The following is an 18,897-nucleotide window of genomic DNA, read 5'->3' on the forward strand; positions in this document are numbered from 1 at the left end:
CATGACCCAACAAACGCATCGCTCGGGCGCCGCGTCGCTCAGAGGACTCGCCGAGAACCGGATGCTTCCGGACCACCAGGTCATGGACCAGCCCACCCTGGACTGGATCGCCGAGATGCGGCCCGAGGTCGCCGCCGCGCCGCCCACCCTGCCACACCTGCCGCTCATGCTGGTACCGGAAGCCACCTGGTTCGCGCAGCCCCGGTGCGTCGATTCCATCCACGGCGTCCGGCACAACGCCCGCGTCTCGCTGCTCTCGTCGATCCTTGCCCTGGAGTACGGGCTCGACCGCGACCACAGGGCCGCGCTGTGCGCCGCTGCGGCCGTCCACGACTGCCAGCGCCACAACGACCGCGACGACCCCGGCCACGGCCGGCGGGCAACGGCCTGGTTCACCCGCAACCACGCCGCCGTCACCGGCATGATCGGGCGGGAGCTGCCGCAGGACGTCCTCGCGCAGGCCGCCACCGCGATCAGCCTCCACGACGTGCCGTACGAGCGCTTCACCGTGCAGCAGAACCAGCGCTACCAGCGAGCACCGCACCTGATCGACCTGCTCAAGGTCGCCGACTGCCTGGACCGCTACCGGCTCCCCCTCGCCCGCTGGTGGCCCGACCCGTCCCACCTGCGGCTCGTGCCGCCCGACTGGCTCCACGCCACCGCCCACGACCTGGTCGTCCGCAGCGAACAGGCCCGCCTCGACGGCGCCAGCAACCACCGAGCGCTCATCCACGCCCGCCAGATCACCGACCCCGCGCAGTAGGAGGCCAGCCCGTGCATGCCGAGTGGGACAACGCCCACACCGACCACACCACCAACCCCACCCGCCCTGGACCCGCCGGCCTCACCGAGACCGAAGCCGACTGGCGCTCCCACCTCGAACACGAGACCCCCAACGGCTGGCTCCTGCGCGCCAACGCCACGACCGAGTCCCTCGTCTCCGGCCGCCCCATCCACCTGATGCACACCACCGTCGCCCTCGACGCCATCCGCGCCAGCGGCCACCTCTACGCCTCCACCGGCTGCCTCGTCGCCGCCCTCTACTGCGCGCCCCTCACGCCGGAGCTCACCGGCCTGCGCCCTCACAACCTCGGCTCCTACCTACTGGAGACCAAGAAGCACACCCGCACCCTCGTCTTCGAGATCACCCCCGACGCCCCGGTCCCGCCCAAGGGCATCGACTACCTCCGCCTTGGCACCGTCCACCTGCGGACCTACCTCACCCACCGCAGCTTCCTCACCGAGTACGAAGACGCCCAGCTCCGCCAGACGGCCCTGCGACGCATCGAGGCCGCGGCCCTTTTCCTCGACACCCTCCTCGCCAACGCCACCGGAACACCAACGCCGGACACCGACTTCATCGACCAGCTCGCTGCCACCGTTCCGGCGTTCCCGTTCCTCGGTTACCTCTACTTCGAGGTGCTCTCCGAGTACCTGATGCTCCACTCCACCAGCCACGAGACCAAGGCCTACGCACAGCTCGGCGAGATGAACAACCGCCTCTACAAGCAGCTCGCCTTCTCCGCCGTCCAGGGCATGGACAAGCTCTTCGACCTGTCCCGCTTCAACCCAGGACACGACCACCTCCTTGAGCTCATCGGCCAGATCGAGACCGGGCTGACCGCCGGAGTCGCTTACTACGTGCGGGAGCGCCTGTCACATCTGTTCGCTGCCGTAGCGCTCGCCCCGAGCCAGGACGCGACGTCCTTCTCCTTCCATCGCTCGGAGTTCGACGTTCTCGCTGAAACAGCGCCGGGACTGATGGGGCAGCTTGTCTTCCGTGAACTGCGGGTCATCGACCGCTACCCGCAGCTCTACCTCGCTTTCGAACAGGCCAAGGCCCTGGAAGCATGGGCCTACTGGAACACCGAGGGCATCCCGGCACCCTTCAACGGCACCTTCCCGAAGGGCGAGATCGGGATCAACCCGGCCTACCCGCGCGCCAACTGCGTGGTGTGGGTCGCCGAGATCTGCGAGAGGGGTCTCCTGCACCCGGTCGAGCAGCTCGACGTGAAATTCCTCCCGCGACTCGCCGAGTTGTCGATGACCGCTATGCGCAGGGACGAAACGGGGAAGGCAGTGGGGCACCGCCGGTAGCGTGGGATCAGAGTCCTGCTTGGCTTTGCCGTAAGCCGCCGCTCCGAACGGTGGCCCAGCACTTCACCTGGGCCACCCCTGCCCCGCCTTCCCGTCCGCGTCGCCCCAAGCCAGCCATAGACCAAGGGAACAGGTGATCAAGGTGCGTCCCAGCCAGCAGTTGCAGTCCCTCGGTGTCGTCCAGCAGGGTGCCTCTATCCTCAGTCACCCGGCCGAGCCCTTCGACCTCCCGGCCGAACGAGCCGCCGTCCAGGCAGTGACCGACGAGTTGTTCACCGCCGTCGACCGGATCGGACGCGTTCACTCCTTCGCCAAGGGCATGGGCCTCGCCGCCCCGCAGATCGGCATCCCCCGTGCTGCCGCCCTCGTCCTGCCCCCGACCGCGGGCGCCGAGCCGATCATCCTGCTCAACCCCAAGGCCACAGCGGTCTCCGACGAGACCGATGAACAGTACGAGGGCTGCCTCAGCTTCTTCGACGTCCGCGGCATGGTCCCCCGTCCCCTCCGCATGGACGTCACCTCCACCACCCTTCACGGGACCATCACCACCGTCACCTACGAGTTCGGCGTCGCCCGCCTCATCGCCCACGAGGTCGACCACCTCGATGGTCTCCTCTATACCGACCGCATGTGCCCTGACGTCCACCCGATTCCGGTCGAGGAATACCGGGGCACGGGTTCGACCTGGGCCTATTGAGGGCGAACCGTTGTTGGGCGACATTCGACGATCACAGGCAGATACCCGGCGCGGAAGCCGCCGGCAGGAATAGGCTCCCCGTACCATGAACTCCCAGCTTGTTGGAGCCGGCCAGTCTGCAGGGGGGATCGCTGGCAAAAACGCTCCATCATTACCGCAGCCAGGGTTTGAGGTCGAGTCCGGTTGGAGGGGACGGTGGTGGGCCGGCTTGTGGGTCCGATTCCACGGCACGGGCCCACTGGAGCAGGTCCAGGACGAAGCCCATCAAGAGCCGCCGTTGTTCTCTCTCGCTCTCTAGTTCTCGGTCGAGCCGGTCTGTGATCGCGATGAAATCAGCTCGGCGGTTTGAAGAGCGGGACTGGGTCCACGTCAGCAGACCTACCACGAGTGCAGCGCAGGCTGCGGAGAGCGCTCCCAATTCCATGTCATGCCCTCCAGGCCCGCAGCTCAAGCAAGGCGTCCCCCAAAGTCACCTCATACGTGTCGCGGTGTCGACTCAGCCGGGCGCCACTGATGCCTACCAGTGGATGAGTCAAGGCAATTGCGAGATCCTTTGGGTAGGGATATCCCGTCCACTGCAGTTCCCAGGACTTTCCCTCTCCCCATAGCCTTCGTTGCACGCCTTCCCTGAGTGGGAGCCTTTCTTCTCTGCGATCTCCCGGCCGATCCAGCGGGTCCCAATCCCAGCTGGTGGCCCATTTCCCTTTGGGATCTTCCATGGTGTAGCGCGTTACCAAGCCTGCCAACAGTGCTCGGGCGCTGCTAGTCATCTTCGGGATTGCGTCGAGTGCGTGCTGCTCTCGCATTGTCAGCTCATCGTCGAGCGTCAGGTGATCGCGCCAAGGGCTTGCGTCTCCTGCGCTTGAAGGCACTTCTCCAGCCGGGCTGGAAGTGACGACCAGACGTGCCCCTGTCGGGAGGTGCTGCATTACGTAGGTTCGATGGTCGGACTCATGGGTCGACGCTAGGCGCAGGCCAGGGATGCGCAGCGGTGCACCCGGAGAGCGTGTCGGCAGGATCCACGCCGTGACATTATCGGGAGCTCGTGAGTCACTGACGACCAACGCGTCGTCACGAGATGAGATGACTGGATCGTAGGCACTGAGTGTGCTGCACTCCCACCCCATGCCTGCTGGGGAAATCTGCCCCTTATTGAGAAGTGCCAGTGCGAGGAGGGCACGGAATTCTTGCTGTTCTGGCCTTGGCGAGTCCAGACCCAGGTCACCTGATGCTCCGACTCCTGCCAACGCAGCGGTGTAGCTCTCCCCGGTATACCTGCGCCGTACGGAGGCCGCCTTTTGGCGAGTCCGACTGGCCTGCCGATGTTGCACCTGAGACGTAGTGGACTGTGACTGCCGACGTTCTGCTTCAACCCCACGCAGAGCAGTGGTGTATTTGGAACCGCTCAATGAGGCCGCGTGTCGTACCGCACGCTTGCGTGCACTGTTCTGAACCATGCCGTCCTCCGGGGGCGGAGGCGCGCTCCCGCCCGCGCCGGCCCCTCGCAGGGAACGACGATGGCTTACGCGAGCCGGAGGCCCTTGTCCGTCGCAGCCGAGGCAAAAGCGGGAGATGTGCCTGGGCCGGAGTTCGGCGTGCGTACCCGCCGATGGGGGCAGTCTAGCCCAGCGGTGGTGGGCGTAGGAGGCTCTCGTGCACTTGGGCATTGGCCTCCTGGGCCATCGGCTAGCGGGCGCGTTTGCTGATCGAGAACGGATACAACTTCGTCGCGTTTCCTTCGGGCTCGGGTGACGGGTGCTACTCGACCTGGGGCGGCCAAAGTGTTGGTGGTGAGGTCAGAGGTACAGCTTGACAGCTGGTAGCTACGATCGAACTGGTCTTCGCAGTATGTATTGAGACGACTTCGAGTGAAGCTACTCGTTGGGGCTGTCGAATCTGCGACTCTGTGCCAGGTCTGACGCCACTATGTGGCTGCCGTACGGAGGGAGTGGTGGGGCCAGTGGGTGAGGAAGTGCAGCTGGCTGCAGTGGCCAGTGCTGCTGCGGTTGCCCTTGTGACCGAGATGGTTAAGGACAGTTGGGCTGGCGCGAGAGAGTTGGCGATGAGGCTGTTCCACCGAGCTGGCCAGACCGAGGAGGAGCGGCAGCTCGCAAGGCTCGATGCCGATCAGGCACAGATCGGGGAACTGGACCGAACCGAGGTCGAGGAGCGGTGGCGTCGGCGGCTGCTTACGTTGGCTGAGGACTACCCGGAGGCCGCAAAGGATCTGGCGCTCCTGGCGAGTCGAGCTTCGGAGTCTCCGCTGACCGGGATCAGCCAGACCGCGACAGGCAACAGTGGGCCAGTGATTCAGGTTGGCCGGGACAACTTCGGCAGTCTGAATACTGAAAGGCGCTGAACGGTGACCGCCGGATTTCCGCAAGGTCCCACTTCCCAGTCGGCCTCCGGCAACACAGGCCCAGTGGTACAGGTGGCAGGGCCGAACTCCGGGCCCATCAGCATTACCCGGCGCCCGAAGCTGCCGACGGTCCCCGTTTCGGCGCGAGAACGCCGAGCTGCCGCCGAGCCTCTTTGGGCCCACACACCGACGCCGCAGCGTGTCGCCAATGTGCTGTCCACGAGGGGCTTGGCAGTCATCACGGGTGAGCCGGGAACAGGCCGCGGTGTCTCTGCGATCCGGGCGATTGAGCTGCACTTGCCCAGCGCCCCAAAGCCAGCAGAACTATTTCATGTCGCCCAAGACTGGGACGACGACGAGACCCCGGACCAGGAGATCCTCCCCGACCCGGCAGCCGGGCGCGGTTACCTTCTCGACACTACGCTGCGCTCGCTACCTGCTGACACCGTCCACGCCCTCATCTCCTGGGCTGAAAGGCTCCATGCTCAAGGCAGCTGCGTGGTCATCATCGGCAGGCCTAGCGACTGGTCGGGCGATCCAGGTCTGGCCATCGCGGCAGTGCGCCCGGATGCCGTACAGGTTGCCCGCAATCATCTTCATTTCGAGCTCGGTAGCCCCGACCAGGCCGAGTGGCTCGAAGCCGACCCCAAGCCGGCCCGGAGCGGCCTGTTCGGCGGCACGGCCAACCTGGCTGCCGGAGTCTTTTCCGGTCTGATCACCCGGGGGGTCAGGCCAACCGACGCAGTGGCGATGGCGGAACGGCTGCACCGGGTTACCCCTGAACGCCTTGAGCGAGCCCTGCAGCACGCGCGTGACAAGCAGAGCGCTCAAGATGCGAGTAAGCAACAGCTCCAGGCCATTCAGGACGAAGTCCGGGAATGGTCGGTCTTCCTGGAGCGTGTCCTGACCGAAGCCGGCACTCGTGGCCAGGACCGCGTCATGCTCCTCGCTGGTTCTTATCTGGAGAACGGCCCCGTCGAGTTGTGTATCAAGGTGGCAAACGCCTTCGGAGACCGTGATGAAGGGGCAGCTCGCCGCTTCCGTGAGGGCCGCAGCCCGCGCCGTCGAATGCAGGATGTCGGTGTTGATGTCTCCGATGACGACCGAGCGGTCTTCGATCGGCATCCGGGCCTGGCGATGGCCGCCATCCGTATGGACTGGCACCACTGGGCAGATGAACGGAGCACCACCCGAGAGTGGCTTCTTAAGATCACTGCTCCTGGAGCGGTCGCTGCCAAGTGGGCCCAGCAGATCGGCGACCGGTTGCTGGAACTGTCACGCACGGCTATTGATGGGCCGTTCTTCCCCATCGTGGAGGCATGGGCGGGCATCGATGACGCCGACCGGAGCGCCATCGTCTCGGGCTTGATGGCGAGGGCGGCCAGCACACCCGAACTTGCCCGCAAGGCCCATAAGACTCTGCTGGACTGGGCGAAGGCATCGACGGAGAGTCGGCGGGCCGTAGTAGCGGACGTCTGCAGCGGCAGCTACCGCCAGACCTGGCCGCACAGCGCCTTCACCCGGCTGCGGCATCTCCTGGCCTATGACGATGCGCCCGCCCGTACCGCTGCCCAGGCCGTGATCATGCATGGATCCGCAAGCGGCACAGGCCTCGTTCATGTGGTCAACACGGTCGATACCTGGCTTGATCGCTACGCTCAGAGCCCTACCAGTGCTCGGGCATTCCTGGCCTTGGCCGACCCCGAGCCGCAGCACAGTGTCCTTCCCAACCTGCTTACTCTCGCGCGCTCTGAACCCCAGTACCGCGATTTCCTCATTGAAGGTTGGCGGGTGACGCTCTCCCAGCATGAGGTGCGTGACCAGGCACACGACGTTCTCGTGGCCTGGGCGCGAGCTGCCTATGACGACCGCCTCGACCCACAACTCATCTTTGAGCTGCTCACGGACGTACGTAACGCCCACACGCCTCTTGATGCGATGTCTCGCTTCCTTTACGGACATCCCGATCGTGAGGACCCTGCCCTCATTGGTGCCCGACTCGCATTGGCCAACGTCCGCGCCTGTGATCATGCCGCATGCAGCAGGGCAGACTGTCCTGTCCAGCACTCCTTTGTGAGTCCACCGAAACCAGTCTGACGCCAGCCGACAGAGAAGCCTGGAGAAGCGCACCATGCACCGTCTCCGCGGTGATCAAGACGCAAGTCGGTCCGCAGGCAGTCCGCAGGACGCCCGATCGCGACCGTCGCGGGTCATCGCCGGCCAACCAAGAAGTCCCTGGTCAGCAGCGTGATCGGCGTTCCGCCGCAGGTCAGGATCGGCTATCAAGCGTTCCGCTTCAACGTCTAGCCGTCTGCTTGCCGCGAGTTGACCGGTTGGTCGAATGTGCGGACCGGAAGGGGCCGGGCTCTGTCGAGCCCGGCCCCTTCCGTGTCACCGTGCGGCTGCGCAGCAGGTAGGCGGTCTCCTTGAGGGGCTGGTGGTCCTCCAGTGAGGCTATGACCACCGGTTCGTGTCCGGCGCGAGTGATCACGATCTCCTCGCGGTCGTCCGTGACCGCGTTCAGCACCTCGGCGTAGCGCGCGCGGGAGTCCGAGTAGGTCGTCGTCTTCATGGCTCGACTCCTACATCTGACTCGTGCGGTGACAAGGGTGACCGGGTCGCCGCCCCGGTCAGGGGCGGACGGTGACGGTCAGGGTGCCGTCCGGTGCGGTGGTCACGGTGATGTCGTCGAGGGTGTCGGCGTGGGCGTCCGGCCGGTGGGCGGCGGCGCGGGGGCCGATGCCGACGACGCGGATGCCGGCGGCGCGGGCGGCCGTGATGCCGGCGTCGGAGTCCTCGAAGGCGAGGCAGTCGGCGGGGGCGAAGCCGAGGGCGGCGGCGCCCTTGAGGAAGCCCTCCGGGTCGGGCTTGCTGGCGCCGACGGACTCGGCGGTCACCAGGACGGGCGGCATCGGCAGGCCGGCGGCGCCCATCCGGACCCGGGCGAGCGGTTCGTCGGCGGAGGTGACCAGGGCGTGCGGCAGGCCGTCCAGGGCGGCGAGGAAGGCGCCGGCGCCGGCGATCGGGACGACGCCGTCGGTGTCGGCGCGCTCGGCGGCGAGCATCCGCCGGTTGTCGGCGAGGTTGAGTTCCACCGGGCGGTCGGGCAGCAGTTCGGCCATCGTCGCGTGGCCCTGGCGGCCGTGGGCGACGGCCAGCACGGCGACGGGGTCGAGTCCGTGTTGCTCGGCCCAGCGGTGCCAGCAGCGCTCCACCACGGCGTCGGAGTTGACCAGGGTGCCGTCCATGTCCAGGAGGAGGGCGCGAGCGGTCAGCTGGAGGGGTGTGGCGGGCATGGGGCTGCTCCTCGGGCAAGGAAGGACGAGCTCTTTGTTCCCCGATGATACAAAAGATCAGCCGAGCAGGTGGGCGTTGACCGCGCGGGCCGCCTCGGCGAGCTCCGGCAGCTCCACCACCTCGACCCCGGCCGCCGCCAGCAGGGCCGTGCCCTGGCAGTCGGTGACGAACAGGTCCGGCTCGCGCCAGGCCACCACCACCCGCGGCACGCCCGCCGCGATCAGCAGCCGGGCGCACGGCGCCGGCCGCGAGGCGCGCTGTCCGCACGGTTCGAGCGAGCTGTAGACGGTCGCCCCGCGCAGCCGCGGGTCGCCGGTCGGCAGCTTGCCGAGGGCCGCCTCCTCGGCGTGGTCGTGCGCGTCGCCCTCCCGGCTGTAGCCCTCCGCCAGCACCTCGCCGTCGGCGCCGACGATCACCGCGCCGACCGAGAAGGCCGTCGCGGACGGCGGGCAGCGGCGGGAGAGTTCGACGGCCCGGCGCAGGTGGCCGAGGTCGGCGGTCACGGGACGGACTCCGGTCACGGGGCGGGCTCCTTCGGGGCGTACCTGAGCAGGACGACGTCGTCCACCGTACGTGCCTCCAGCAGGCGCATCCGCCGGGCCGGGCCACCCGGGAACGCGGCCGGGCGGACGAACCGCGGCGCCTCGGCCTGGCCGACCAGCAGCGGGGCGACCGCCAGTTGGAGCTCGTCCGCCAGACCCTGGGCCAGGAACTGGGTGTGCACGCCGCCGCCGCCCTCGACCATCAGCCGGCGCACCCCGCGCGCGCCCAGGTCGTCCAGCACCGCGCCGAGGTCCACCGCGCCGCCGAGCGCGACCACCTCGGCCAGCCCGTCCAGGCGGGGCCGCAGCACGGTCGCGCCGGCGTCCGTGGTGTAGGCGAGCCGGGCGCCGCCGGTGTGCCAGAAGCGGAGGTCGGCGTCGAGCGCGCCGCTCGCGCTGAGCGTCACCTTCAGCGGGTACTCGGCGCGGCCGTCCGCGAGCCGGGCGGCCCGGCGTGCGGGGTCGTTGACCAGCAGGCGCGGATTGTCGGCGCGCAGCGTGTTGCCGCCGACCAGGACGGCGTCGGCGGCCGCGCGTTCGGCGTCGACCCGGTCGAAGTCGGCCCGGTTGGAGAGCAGCAGGCGGTCGGGGGAGGCGTCGTCGAGGTGGCCGTCGAGGGACATCGCGGCGCTCAGCAGGACGAAGGGGCGCTGGCCGGGCATGGGCGGGGAGACCGTTCTCTCGGGTGCGCCCCACGGTACGGCCGCCGGGGGTGGTGCGGTCGCGGGGTGATCGACAGGTGAGACGAATCTTCTCGGAATGCGGAACGTCCATTAGCGTCGAAGGCGTCGCGGAAACCGACCACTCCCCAGGGGGACACCATGACCGGACAGCAGCCCGCCACCGTCTACACCCACGGCTACCAGGAGGCCGTGCTGCGCTCGCACCGCTCCCGGACGGCGGCCGACTCGGCCGCCTACCTGCTGCCCGAACTGCGCCCCGGGCAGGCGCTGCTGGACATCGGCTGCGGGCCCGGCACGATCACCGCCGACCTGGCCGAGCTGGTCGGCCCGGGCGGTCGCGTGGTGGCCGTGGACACCTCCGCCGAGGTGCTGGAGCAGGCCGCCGCGTACGTGGCCGGCCGGGGCCTGTCCAATGTCGTGTTCGAGGTCGCCGATGTCCACGAACTGCCCTATCGAGAGGGTGAGTTCGACGTGGTGCACGCTCACCAGGTGTTGCAGCACGTGGCCGACCCGGTGGCCGCGCTGCGCGAGATGCGCCGGGTCGCGGCGCCGGGCGGTGTGGTCGCGGCCCGGGACGTCGACTACGCGTCGATGACCTGGTTCCCCGAGGCGCCCGCGCTGGACCGCTGGCTGGAGCTGTACGAGCGGATCGCCCGCGCCAACGGCGGTGAGCCGGACGCCGGGCGGCGGCTGCTGTCCTGGGCGCGGGCGGCGGGCTTCACCGACATCGCCGCGACCGCCACCACCTGGACGTACGCGACGCCCGAGCAGCGCGCCTGGTGGGGCGGGATGTGGGCGGACCGGGTGACCGGCTCCGCCATCGGCCGGACGGCGGTGGAGCGGGGCTTCGCGGACCAGGCCGAACTGGCGCGCATCGCGGCCGGCTGGCAGGAGTGGAGCGCCGCCGGGGACGGCTGGTTCTCCATGCTGCACGGCGAGATCCTGGCGCGAGGCTGACCGGAGGCCGGGCCGGCGACGGGCCGGCGACGGGCCGAGGGCGAGGCCGGGCGGCGGGATGGGCGGCGGGGCGGGCGAAACGGTCGCGCGGGCGTTCGGAAAGATCGGGTAAAGTCGCGCGTCCGCTCGTATCAGGGCCGTTCGGGCCCGTCCGGCCCGTTGCCGGAGGGGGCGAGCCGACGAGTCGAGCTGCCGAGTCGATGCCCGTACCGGCGGGCCGGGGGAGTCCACGTGTCCAAGCCTGCGTCCGAGCCGCCCGCGCCGGGGTCGGAGTCGCCCGCGGCCGATCCCCGCACACCGGCCCACGAGGCCGCGCCGGCGAAGCGGGCCGAGCGGGCGGGGCAGTCGGAGCAGGCGGACCAGCCGGAGCAGCAGGCGCAGGCCGGGCAGCCCGGCCCCGTCGCCCCGTCCGCGCCCGCCCCGTCCGCGCCCGCCCCGCCCGTGCCGCCCCTCCCGCCCGCGCCCGCCAACCCGTGGGCCGCGCCCCTGCCGTCGCAGTCCCGGTCGCAGGCCCCGCCGCAGCCCCCGCCCCCGCCGCTGCCCGCCGGCGGCTGGGCGTCGGTGCCGCCCGCCGCGCAGTCCGGCCTCCAGCCCGGCTTCCCCTACCCCCGGCCCGCCCCCGTCACCAACGGCTTCGCGGTCGCTGCCCTGGTGACCGGCCTGGTCGTGGCGGCGCCGGTGGCCCTGGTGTTCGGCATCATCGCGCTGGTCCAGATCAACCGCCGCAAGGAGCGCGGCTTCGGCATGGCGGTGACCGGTCTGGTGCTCGGCGTGGTCGGCACGGTGCTGCTGTCGCTCGTCGTGGCCGGTTCGACCTTCGAGTCCCCCGATGGCGGCCGGTTCGGCCAGTCCACGAAGGCTCCGGCCGGGTCCGTCCCGTGGGCCGCGCTGAAGTCCGGGGACTGCTACAACACCCCCGACAACGGCAGCCGGGCCGACCCCGAGGGCGGCGACGAGACGCTCTACTGGGTCCGCCGGGTGCCGTGCTCGGCCCCGCACCACGGCGAGGTGGCCGGGACCGCCCGGATCCCGGCGGGCGACGGCCCGTCCTACCCGGGCGAGGCGACGGTCCGCCTGCGGGCCGCCGAACTGTGCCGCACGGTGCTCGACGACTACGCCCTCGACCAGTGGGCGATCCCGGACGGCATGGACGACGTCTACCTCTACCCGACCCGGGGCAACTGGAGGTCCGGCGACCGCTACGTCACCTGCGCGTTCGAGGACCGCGACGGCGAGCACCTGGGGACGGTCCGCACCGACCGGGGCAGCCTGAACCCCGCCCAGCTGGCCTACCTGGAGGCCGTCCGGGGCTTCAACGACGCCTACGCGGAGCAGCCGAGCAAGGGCTTCGCGGACGCGTCGTCCGAGTACCGGACCTGGGCCCGGCGGATGTCCACCGCCTCCCACGCGGAGGCCGCGGCGCTGAACAAGGCGTCGGTGGCGTGGCCGGCCGAGGTCAAGCCGGCGGTCCGCAAGCTGGCCGCGGCCCAGGAGGCGGCCGCCACCGCCTGGGACGCGGCGGCCTCCGGCGACGACCTGGAGGGCGACGTCCGGCGGGCCCGGGCGCTGGTGACCAAGTCGGTGCCGCTCAGCATCGAGATCCGGCGCGGGCTCGGCCTGTCCACCGGCGAGCAGGTGCCCGACCTCCAGGTCTGAGCCGCCGACGGGTCCGGGCCGCCGACGGGTCCGGGCCGCCGGGCGCGGCCGGGTTACCCGCCGTTAACCGCACCCGTACCTGCCGGTAGCGAGCCGCCCGTAGCGTCGTGGGGGCGGATCCCCGGCCCGACCCCCACGCAGGCCGGGGATACGCTCCCCGCCATGAGCGCCTTTCGGGTGATGCGGCAGGACGACAACGGCAACCGCTTCCTGGTCGCGGCCGGGCTCGACCGCGTCGCGGCGGAGCGGCTGGCGGCCGAGTTCGAGGCCCGCGGCCACAAGCAGCTGTACTGGGTCGAGGCCGAGGCCACCGCTGCGGACGGCGAGGGGCCGGACAGGACCTAAGGTCGGGCCCATGGACAAGGCGAGCGAGAACCCCGTCGAGCCCCGGATCGTCGTCGGGGGCGCCCTCATCCACGGGGGCCGGGTGCTCGCCGCCCGGCGCAGCGCGCCCGCGGCGGTGGCTGGACGCTGGGAGTTCCCGGGCGGGAAGGCCGAACCCGGGGAGACCGAGGCGCAGGCGCTGGAGCGGGAGCTGCTGGAGGAGCTGGGCGTCCGGGCACGGGCGCTGGAGCGGCTGCCGGGCGCGTGGAGCGTCCGGCCGGGTCTGGAGCTGCGCTTCTGGGCGGCCGAGCTGCTGGCCGGCGACCCCCGTCCGCTGGAGGACCACGACGAGCTGCGCTGGCTCGGTCCGGCCGAGCTGGACAGCGTCGACTGGATCGAGCACGACCGCGACGTCCTGCCGCACGTCGCCCGGTTGCTCCATGCATAGGGCGGCCTGAGCCGGTGTGCGACGCGCGGGGTACGGGGTAGGTCAATCAGACAAGACGACCCGGCGGCCGGGATAGCCTGGGTTCTGCTGGGTATGTCACTTTTCGGCACTATTCGTCACCATCGGTGAGCCGTCCCAGCCGGCGACGCCGATCCCGACCAGAGCCGGAGGCCCCGTCGGTGTCGAGTACCGGGAACGGCGGCGGAGGAGCACCGCGGACAGGCGCCGCGGGGAGCGCAGCCGCCCGCGCCCGGCTGCGCCGGGGCGCCCGGCCCGCCGCCCCGCAGCCACCGGCCGGCCGCCGCCGGCGGGACGCCGCCGATGCCCCCGAAGCCCCGCGGCCCGACCAGCCGGCGCCGACCCTGGCCGTCCCCGTCTCCGACCCGGGCCCCCAGCCCGGCGTGCGCAGCCGGCCCGCCCGGCCGTTCCCCGGTGGGCCGTCCGACGCCCCGTACGGCCCCGGCGCGCCGGCCGAGGGCAGCCTGCTCGACATGCTGAAGGTCGCCATCGCGATCCTGGACACCGCGGGCCGGGTGGTGCTCTGGAGCCCGGCCGCCGAGGAACTGCTCGGCTGGCCGAACGAGCTGCTGGTCGGCCGCCGGATCGACGAGCTGATCCCCGACCAGGAGCAGGTCGGCCGGATCCGGGCCGCGATCCAGGACACTCTGCGCCACGGCCGCTGGGCCGGCAACGCCGAACTGCGCGACCGGGACGGCGTGCCGGTCGCGGTGGACGCCCGGATCTCCCTCCTGGTGGACGGCGACGGCACCCCGTTCCTCCAGGTGAACATGGCCGAGGCGGCCGCCGTCCGGGCCGTCGAGCGCGACCTCGCCGTCCGTGACGCGCTGTTCGAGCAGTCCCCGCTGGGCATCGCGATCATGGACACCGAGCTGCGCTACACCGCCGTCAACCAGACCCTGGCCGAGATGAACGGCGTCGCCCTGGCGGACCACGTCGGCCGGACCACCGGCGAGACCCTGCCCGAGCGGGCCGCCGACGAGGTCACCGCGATCCAGCGCCAGGTGCTGGCCACCGGCGAGCCGGTCATCGACGTCACCCTCGCCTCCCCGGTCACCGCCCGCTCCGGCTACCGCTCGATCTCCTACAGCCGGATGACCGACCGCTCCGGCCGGGTGCTCGGCATCTCCGGCACCGTGATGGACGTGACCGAGCGCTACCGCGCCGTCGCCAAGGTCGAGCACGCCCGGCGCCGGCTCTCGCTGCTCAACGAGTTCGGCTCCCGGGTCGGCGACCTGCTCGACGCCGCCCGGATCGCCCAGGAGCTCGCCAGCTCCGTCGTCCCCCGGCTCACCGACCACTCCGCGGTGATCCTGCTGCAGGCCGTCGCGCACGGTGACGACCTGCCCCGGCACGGCCACGACCGCCGCACCTCGCTGCTCCAGCTCGGCACCGCCTCCGTCCAGGACGGCCCCGAGGTCGAGGTGATGCTCCGCCGCGGCGCCCGGATCACCTTCGCCGAGGACTCCGCCTGCGGCCGGGTGCTGCGCACCGGGGTCCCCGAACTGCTCTCCGGCGCGGACCAGCTCGACGACGTGACGTACCCCGGCGACCCGAAGACGCAGGCCGCCCACGACCTGGGCGTGCACTCCATGCTGGTCGTCCCGCTGCGCGCCCGCGGCATCGTGATCGGTCTGCTGCTGGTCAGCCGGGGCGGCTACCGGGAGGGCTTCGACCGGGACGACCTGGCCTTCACCGTCGAGCTGGCCGACCGGGCCGGCAGCTCGCTGGACAACGCCCGGCTGTACGCCCGCGAGCGCACCGCAGCGCTCACCCTCCAGCGCACCCTGCTCCCGCAGCAGGTCCCGCAGCCCACCGGCGTCGAGGTCGCCTACCGGTACGTGCCCGGCAGCAGCGGCGCCGAGGTCGGCGGAGACTGGTTCGACGTCATCCCGCTGCCCGGCGACCGCACCGCGCTGGTGGTCGGCGACGTGATGGGCCACGGCCTGCGGGCCGCCGCCACCATGGGCCGGCTGCGCACCGCCGTCCGGGTGCTGGCCGCCCTCGACCTGCCGCCGGACGTCCTGCTGCGGCACGTCCACGAGCTGGCCGACGACCTGGCCCAGGGCCCGGACGAGGCGCTGCTCGCCACCTGCGTCTACGCGGTGTTCGACCCGGGGACGGCCAGACTGACCGTCGCCAAGGCCGGGCACATCCCGCCCGTCCTGGTGGTGCCGGGCGAGGAGGGCGGGGAACCGACCCGGACCGGCGGCCCGCTGCGCGGCGGCGCCGGCCGGATCCTCGACCTGCCCTCCGGCGCCCCGCTCGGCGTCGGCGGCGTCCCGTTCGAATCCGTCGAGCTGAAGATCCCCGAGGGCAGCCTGCTCGCCCTCTGCACCGACGGCCTGGTCGAGTCCCGGGACAAGGACCTCGACGTCGGCCTCGGCCGGCTGGTCACCGTGCTCCAGGAGCCGCACGCCTCGATCCAGGCCGCCTGCGAGGCCGTGCTCGACACCATGGAGCAGGGCCGCGAGCCGGACGACGTCGCGCTGCTGCTGGCCCGGCTCGGCCACGGCCAGGCCGGTACCCCGACGGCCGGCTGGACCCTGCCCGCCGAGCCCACCGCCGTCTCCCGGGCCCGCCGGCTGGTCCGCTCCACGCTCGCCGAGTGGGGCGTCGAGGAGCTCACCGACACCGCGGAGCTGCTGGTCAGCGAGCTGGTCACGAACGCCGTCCGGTACGCCAGCGCCCCCATCGGCGTGCGGCTGACGCTCGGTGAGACGCTGCTGGTCGAGATCTCCGACCCGCTGCCCGAGCCGCCCCGGGAGCGGCACGCGGCCGAGGCCGACGAGGGCGGCCGGGGCCTGGAACTGGTCCGCCGCCTGGCGCTGCACTGGGGTGCCCGGGCCGAGGGCATCGGCAAGGTGGTCTGGTTCGAGCAGGCGCTGCCGGGTAGTGAGCCCGAGGAGTCATAGGGAGCGCAGCGGGTCGGGGGCGCGAGCCCGAGCGGGGGCGAGGAGGGCGGGACCGCATATGCCAGCAGGTGGCCGGGGGGAGCGCGCAGCCCGGAAGGGGGCGCGGACGTGGCATTGTGGTTGCGCGGGCGGTAGGACAAAAACCTTCGCCCGATCTGATGTTGTGATGTTGAGGGCGTGTGAACGTACCCCTCGATGATGAATACTCGGTCTTCTCGACATCCGGACGGTCGCGGGTTGGAGGGGTCGGTCCGTTGAACAGCACCCCGGCGCGGAACGCGCCGAGCAGCAGCGGTCATGCTGTCGTGCCCGGGCAGGCCGGTTCACCGCACCTGCCCGTGCCGGCGGACCCGCCCGGCGCCGGCCCCGTGGGCCTCGGTCACCACCCGGGGGCCGCGGACCACCCGTGGGGCGCGGGCGGCCCCGGGTCGATCTACGACTACATCCGGGTCGCCACCTTCACCATCGGCCCCGACGGCCGGATCAGCCAGTGGAGCGAGCGCGCCGCCGAGTTCTTCGGCGTCCCCGCCCCCGACGCCGTCGGCGCCGACCCGATCACCACCTTCGTCCCCCGCGAGCTCTGGCAGCGCGGACGCGCCCGGCTGGAACGCGCCCTGGCCGGCGAGGAGTGGGTCGGCACCACCCCCTACCGGGACGCCGTCGGCGGCGAGGGCCTCGCCGAGCTCTACCTGATGCCCGACAGCGCCCTGCCCACCGCCGGCGCCACCTGCCTGGCCGTCGACCTCGGCCGGCTGCGCCGGGTCGAGACCGACCTCGCCGCCTCCGAGGCCGTCTTCGGGCAGACGCCCACCGGCTTCATCCTGTTCGACGACCGGCTGCGCCTCCAGCGGGTCAACGACGCCTTCGCCTCCGGCATGGGCCTGGCCCCCACCGACCTCGAAGGCCTCACCCCGCACGACCTCTTCCCGCCGTCCGAGGCCGACCGCCTCACCGCCGCCCTGCGCAAGGTCCTCGCCACCGGCGAGCCCGTCTTCGACCTGCGTTTCCACGGCGCCGTCCCCACCCGCGAGGGCAACCGGCTCTGGGCCGTCTCGCTGTACCGCCTCAACGGCGCGGCCGGACAGCCGATCGGCGTCGCCGGGCAGGTCTCCGACGTCACCAGCCGGCACGTCGCCGAGCGCGAGGCCGACGGCGTCCGCCGCAACCTCGCCCTGCTCAACGAGGCCAGCGCGCACATCGGCTCCACCCTCGACCTGGAGACCACCGCCAAGGAACTGCTCGACGTCGTCGTCCCGCCGTTCTGCGACCTCGCCACCGTCGACCTGTACACCGCGCTGCTCTCCGGCGAGACCGTGCCCAGCGCCGGCCGGCTCGGCGACACCGTGCTCACCGACGGCAGCGGCGAACTGCGCCGGGTCGCCGTCTCCAGCGTCATCGGCGGCGCCTCCTCGGTGCTCGGCTCGGTCACCGGCCTGCCCATCGCCGAGGCCGGCGGCACCCTTTGTTACCCGCGACGCTCCCCGCACGCCCGGGCGCTGCGCACCGGCCGCAGCGTCGTCCCCGAGCCCGGGCCCGACCCGTTGCTGCGCTCCACCCTGATCGTCCCGCTGGTCGCCCGCGACCAGGTGCTCGGCCTCGTCCAGCTCTCCCGCGCGATCGGCAGCGAGCCTTTCGACGCCCGCGACGTCGCCATCGCCGAGGAACTCGTCGCCCGCGCCGCCGTCTGCATCGACAACGCCCGGCTCTACCGCCGCGAGCACGAGCGCGCCCTGATCCTCCAGCGCAGCCTGCTGCCCCCGGGCAACCCGGCCGCCAGCGGCCTGGAGATCGCCTGCCGCTACCTGCCCAGCAACAACAACACCGAGGTCGGCGGAGACTGGTTCGACGTCATCCCGCTGCCCGGCAACCGCACCGCCCTGGTCATCGGCGACGTGATGGGTCGCGGCCTGCGCGCCGCCGTCGCCATGGGCCAGCTGCGCACCGCCGTCCGCACCCTCGCCATGCTCGACCTGGAGCCCGGCGAGGTGCTCACCGCCCTCGACGAGATCGCCCGCGGCCTCGGCGGCGACACCGTGCCGGCCGGCCCGCCCACCCCGTACGGCCGGCTCACCTCCGCCGCCGACGAGGAGGCCCGCGAGGTCTACCTGGCCACCTGCGTCTACGCGGTCTACGACGCCGTCACCCGGCGCTGCTGGATCGCCAACGCCGGCCACCTGCCGCCCGTCCTGCTCAGCCCCGGCGAGCCCGCCCGGATGCTCGACGTCCCGCCCGGCCTGCCGCTCGGCGTCGGCGGCGAGCCCTTCGAGGAGGTCGAGCTGACCCTCCCGGACGGCGCCATCCTCGGCCTCTACACGGACGGCCTGGTGGAGAGCCGCAAGCACCAGCTGGACGAGGGCCTGCGCGGCTTCCGCACCGCGCTGTCGGCCAAGGGCAAGGGCCTCGAAGAACTCTGCGAGCACGTCCTCGGCGAGCTCAACCCGCACCACGGCGAGGACGACATCGCCCTGCTGATGGCCAAGGTGCACGCCTTCCCCGAGGACGCCGTCGGCAACTGGTTCCTGCCGCCCGAGCCCACCTCCGTCGCCAAGGCCCGCGAGCTGGCCTGCAGCTGGCTGCTGACCCGCGGCCTGGAGGAGCTCGTGGACACCACCGAGCTGCTGGTCAGCGAACTGGTCACCAACGCGCTCAAGCACGGCCGGGGCGAGATCCGGCTGCGGCTGCTGCGCGATCGCGGCCTGGTCTGCGAGGTCTGGGACGACGGCTACGCCCAGCCCCGGCAGCGGCGCGCCCAGGAGACCGACGAGGGCGGGCGCGGCCTGCAACTGGTCAGCCTGCTGGCCGAGCGCTGGGGCAGCCGGCGGACGCCCAAGGGCAAGATCGTCTGGTTCGAGCTGGGCCTCTAGCCCGGTCGCGGTTCGGCCGTCCGGGTGCAGTCGGCGGGCG

At 71.5% G+C, this 18,897-nt stretch carries 14 protein-coding genes and 1 pseudogene; 12 read left to right on the forward strand and 3 right to left on the reverse strand.

All coding sequences use genetic code 11. The features are described from left to right. The first annotated feature begins 1 nt into the window (after position 1). The 6 genes from AB0O19_RS21220 to AB0O19_RS21245 all read left to right on the forward strand — a co-directional run bounded on the left by AB0O19_RS21220 (position 2) and on the right by AB0O19_RS21245 (position 7,250). Positions 2-763: a hypothetical protein gene (locus AB0O19_RS21220; protein ID WP_363621390.1), complete on the forward strand. Its 762-nt coding sequence runs from the start codon at positions 2-4 to the stop codon at positions 761-763. Between the two features lie 11 nt (positions 764-774). Then, entirely contained in the window at positions 775-2,097 is a 1,323-nt protein-coding gene (locus tag AB0O19_RS21225) for a hypothetical protein (RefSeq protein WP_363621392.1), read from the forward strand. A gap of 142 nt (positions 2,098-2,239) precedes the next feature. Next, positions 2,240-2,794: a peptide deformylase gene (locus AB0O19_RS21230; RefSeq protein WP_363621394.1), complete on the forward strand. Its 555-nt coding sequence runs from the start codon at positions 2,240-2,242 to the stop codon at positions 2,792-2,794. Between the two features lie 1,699 nt (positions 2,795-4,493). After that, positions 4,494-4,607, forward strand: a complete 114-nt coding sequence (locus AB0O19_RS21235) for a DUF4241 domain-containing protein (protein ID WP_363621396.1) — start codon at positions 4,494-4,496, stop codon at positions 4,605-4,607. Between the two features lie 147 nt (positions 4,608-4,754). After that, positions 4,755-5,153, forward strand: a complete 399-nt coding sequence (locus tag AB0O19_RS21240) for a hypothetical protein (RefSeq protein ID WP_363621397.1) — start codon at positions 4,755-4,757, stop codon at positions 5,151-5,153. A gap of 228 nt (positions 5,154-5,381) precedes the next feature. After that, positions 5,382-7,250 (forward strand): hypothetical protein, encoded by a 1,869-nt coding sequence (locus AB0O19_RS21245; protein ID WP_363621399.1) that lies wholly within the window; start codon positions 5,382-5,384, stop codon positions 7,248-7,250. 199 nt (positions 7,251-7,449) lie between these two features. On the opposite strand, the gene AB0O19_RS21250 is transcribed toward AB0O19_RS21245, so the two are convergent. From AB0O19_RS21250 to AB0O19_RS21260, 3 genes and pseudogenes are all read right to left on the reverse strand, one after another. Further along, a complete protein-coding gene (locus tag AB0O19_RS21250; RefSeq protein WP_363621401.1) occupies positions 7,450-7,725 on the reverse strand; it encodes a type II toxin-antitoxin system prevent-host-death family antitoxin in 276 nt (91 codons plus the stop codon). Positions 7,726-7,783: 58 nt separating this feature from the next. Continuing rightward, positions 7,784-8,449 carry an HAD-IA family hydrolase gene (locus tag AB0O19_RS21255; RefSeq protein WP_363621403.1) on the reverse strand — a complete coding sequence of 222 codons (666 nt, stop codon included), beginning with the start codon at positions 8,447-8,449 and terminating at the stop codon, positions 7,784-7,786. 57 nt (positions 8,450-8,506) lie between these two features. Beyond that, a pseudogene (locus AB0O19_RS21260) lies at positions 8,507-9,654 on the reverse strand (dihydrofolate reductase family protein). 159 nt (positions 9,655-9,813) lie between these two features. On the opposite strand from AB0O19_RS21260, the gene AB0O19_RS21265 reads away from it, so the two are divergent. From AB0O19_RS21265 to AB0O19_RS21290, 6 genes are all read left to right on the forward strand, one after another. Then, positions 9,814-10,632 carry a methyltransferase domain-containing protein gene (locus tag AB0O19_RS21265; protein WP_363621405.1) on the forward strand — a complete coding sequence of 273 codons (819 nt, stop codon included), beginning with the start codon at positions 9,814-9,816 and terminating at the stop codon, positions 10,630-10,632. A gap of 231 nt (positions 10,633-10,863) precedes the next feature. Beyond that, positions 10,864-12,288, forward strand: a complete 1,425-nt coding sequence (locus AB0O19_RS21270; protein WP_363621407.1) for a DUF4190 domain-containing protein — start codon at positions 10,864-10,866, stop codon at positions 12,286-12,288. A 162-nt stretch (positions 12,289-12,450) separates the two neighbouring features. Then, entirely contained in the window at positions 12,451-12,633 is a 183-nt protein-coding gene (locus AB0O19_RS21275) for a hypothetical protein (RefSeq protein WP_363621409.1), read from the forward strand. 10 nt (positions 12,634-12,643) lie between these two features. Beyond that, the gene (locus AB0O19_RS21280) at positions 12,644-13,060 is read left to right on the forward strand and encodes an NUDIX domain-containing protein (RefSeq protein ID WP_363585429.1); all 417 of its coding nucleotides are present in this window, start codon (positions 12,644-12,646) and stop codon (positions 13,058-13,060) included. Positions 13,061-13,239: 179 nt separating this feature from the next. After that, on the forward strand, positions 13,240-15,993 hold the full coding sequence (locus AB0O19_RS21285; RefSeq protein WP_363621411.1) for a SpoIIE family protein phosphatase: 2,754 nt from the start codon (positions 13,240-13,242) through the stop codon (positions 15,991-15,993). Between the two features lie 368 nt (positions 15,994-16,361). Then, entirely contained in the window at positions 16,362-18,857 is a 2,496-nt protein-coding gene (locus AB0O19_RS21290) for a SpoIIE family protein phosphatase (RefSeq protein ID WP_363621500.1), read from the forward strand. Positions 18,858-18,897: the final 40 nt, after the last annotated feature.

Source organism: Kitasatospora sp. NPDC091276 (genome assembly GCF_040684355.1).
GTDB lineage: Bacteria > Actinomycetota > Actinomycetes > Streptomycetales > Streptomycetaceae > Kitasatospora.

Bases quoted from the DNA above. Each gene is read 5' to 3' on its own strand.
- AB0O19_RS21220 (WP_363621390.1), top strand. From the start codon at position 2: ATGACCCAACAAACGCATCGCTCGGGCGCCGCGTCGCTCAGAGGACTC.
- AB0O19_RS21250 (WP_363621401.1), bottom strand. From the start codon at position 7,725: ATGAAGACGACGACCTACTCGGACTCCCGCGCGCGCTACGCCGAGGTG.
- AB0O19_RS21255 (WP_363621403.1), bottom strand. From the start codon at position 8,449: ATGCCCGCCACACCCCTCCAGCTGACCGCTCGCGCCCTCCTCCTGGAC.
- AB0O19_RS21265 (WP_363621405.1), top strand. From the start codon at position 9,814: ATGACCGGACAGCAGCCCGCCACCGTCTACACCCACGGCTACCAGGAG.
- AB0O19_RS21275 (WP_363621409.1), top strand. From the start codon at position 12,451: ATGAGCGCCTTTCGGGTGATGCGGCAGGACGACAACGGCAACCGCTTC.
- AB0O19_RS21280 (WP_363585429.1), top strand. From the start codon at position 12,644: ATGGACAAGGCGAGCGAGAACCCCGTCGAGCCCCGGATCGTCGTCGGG.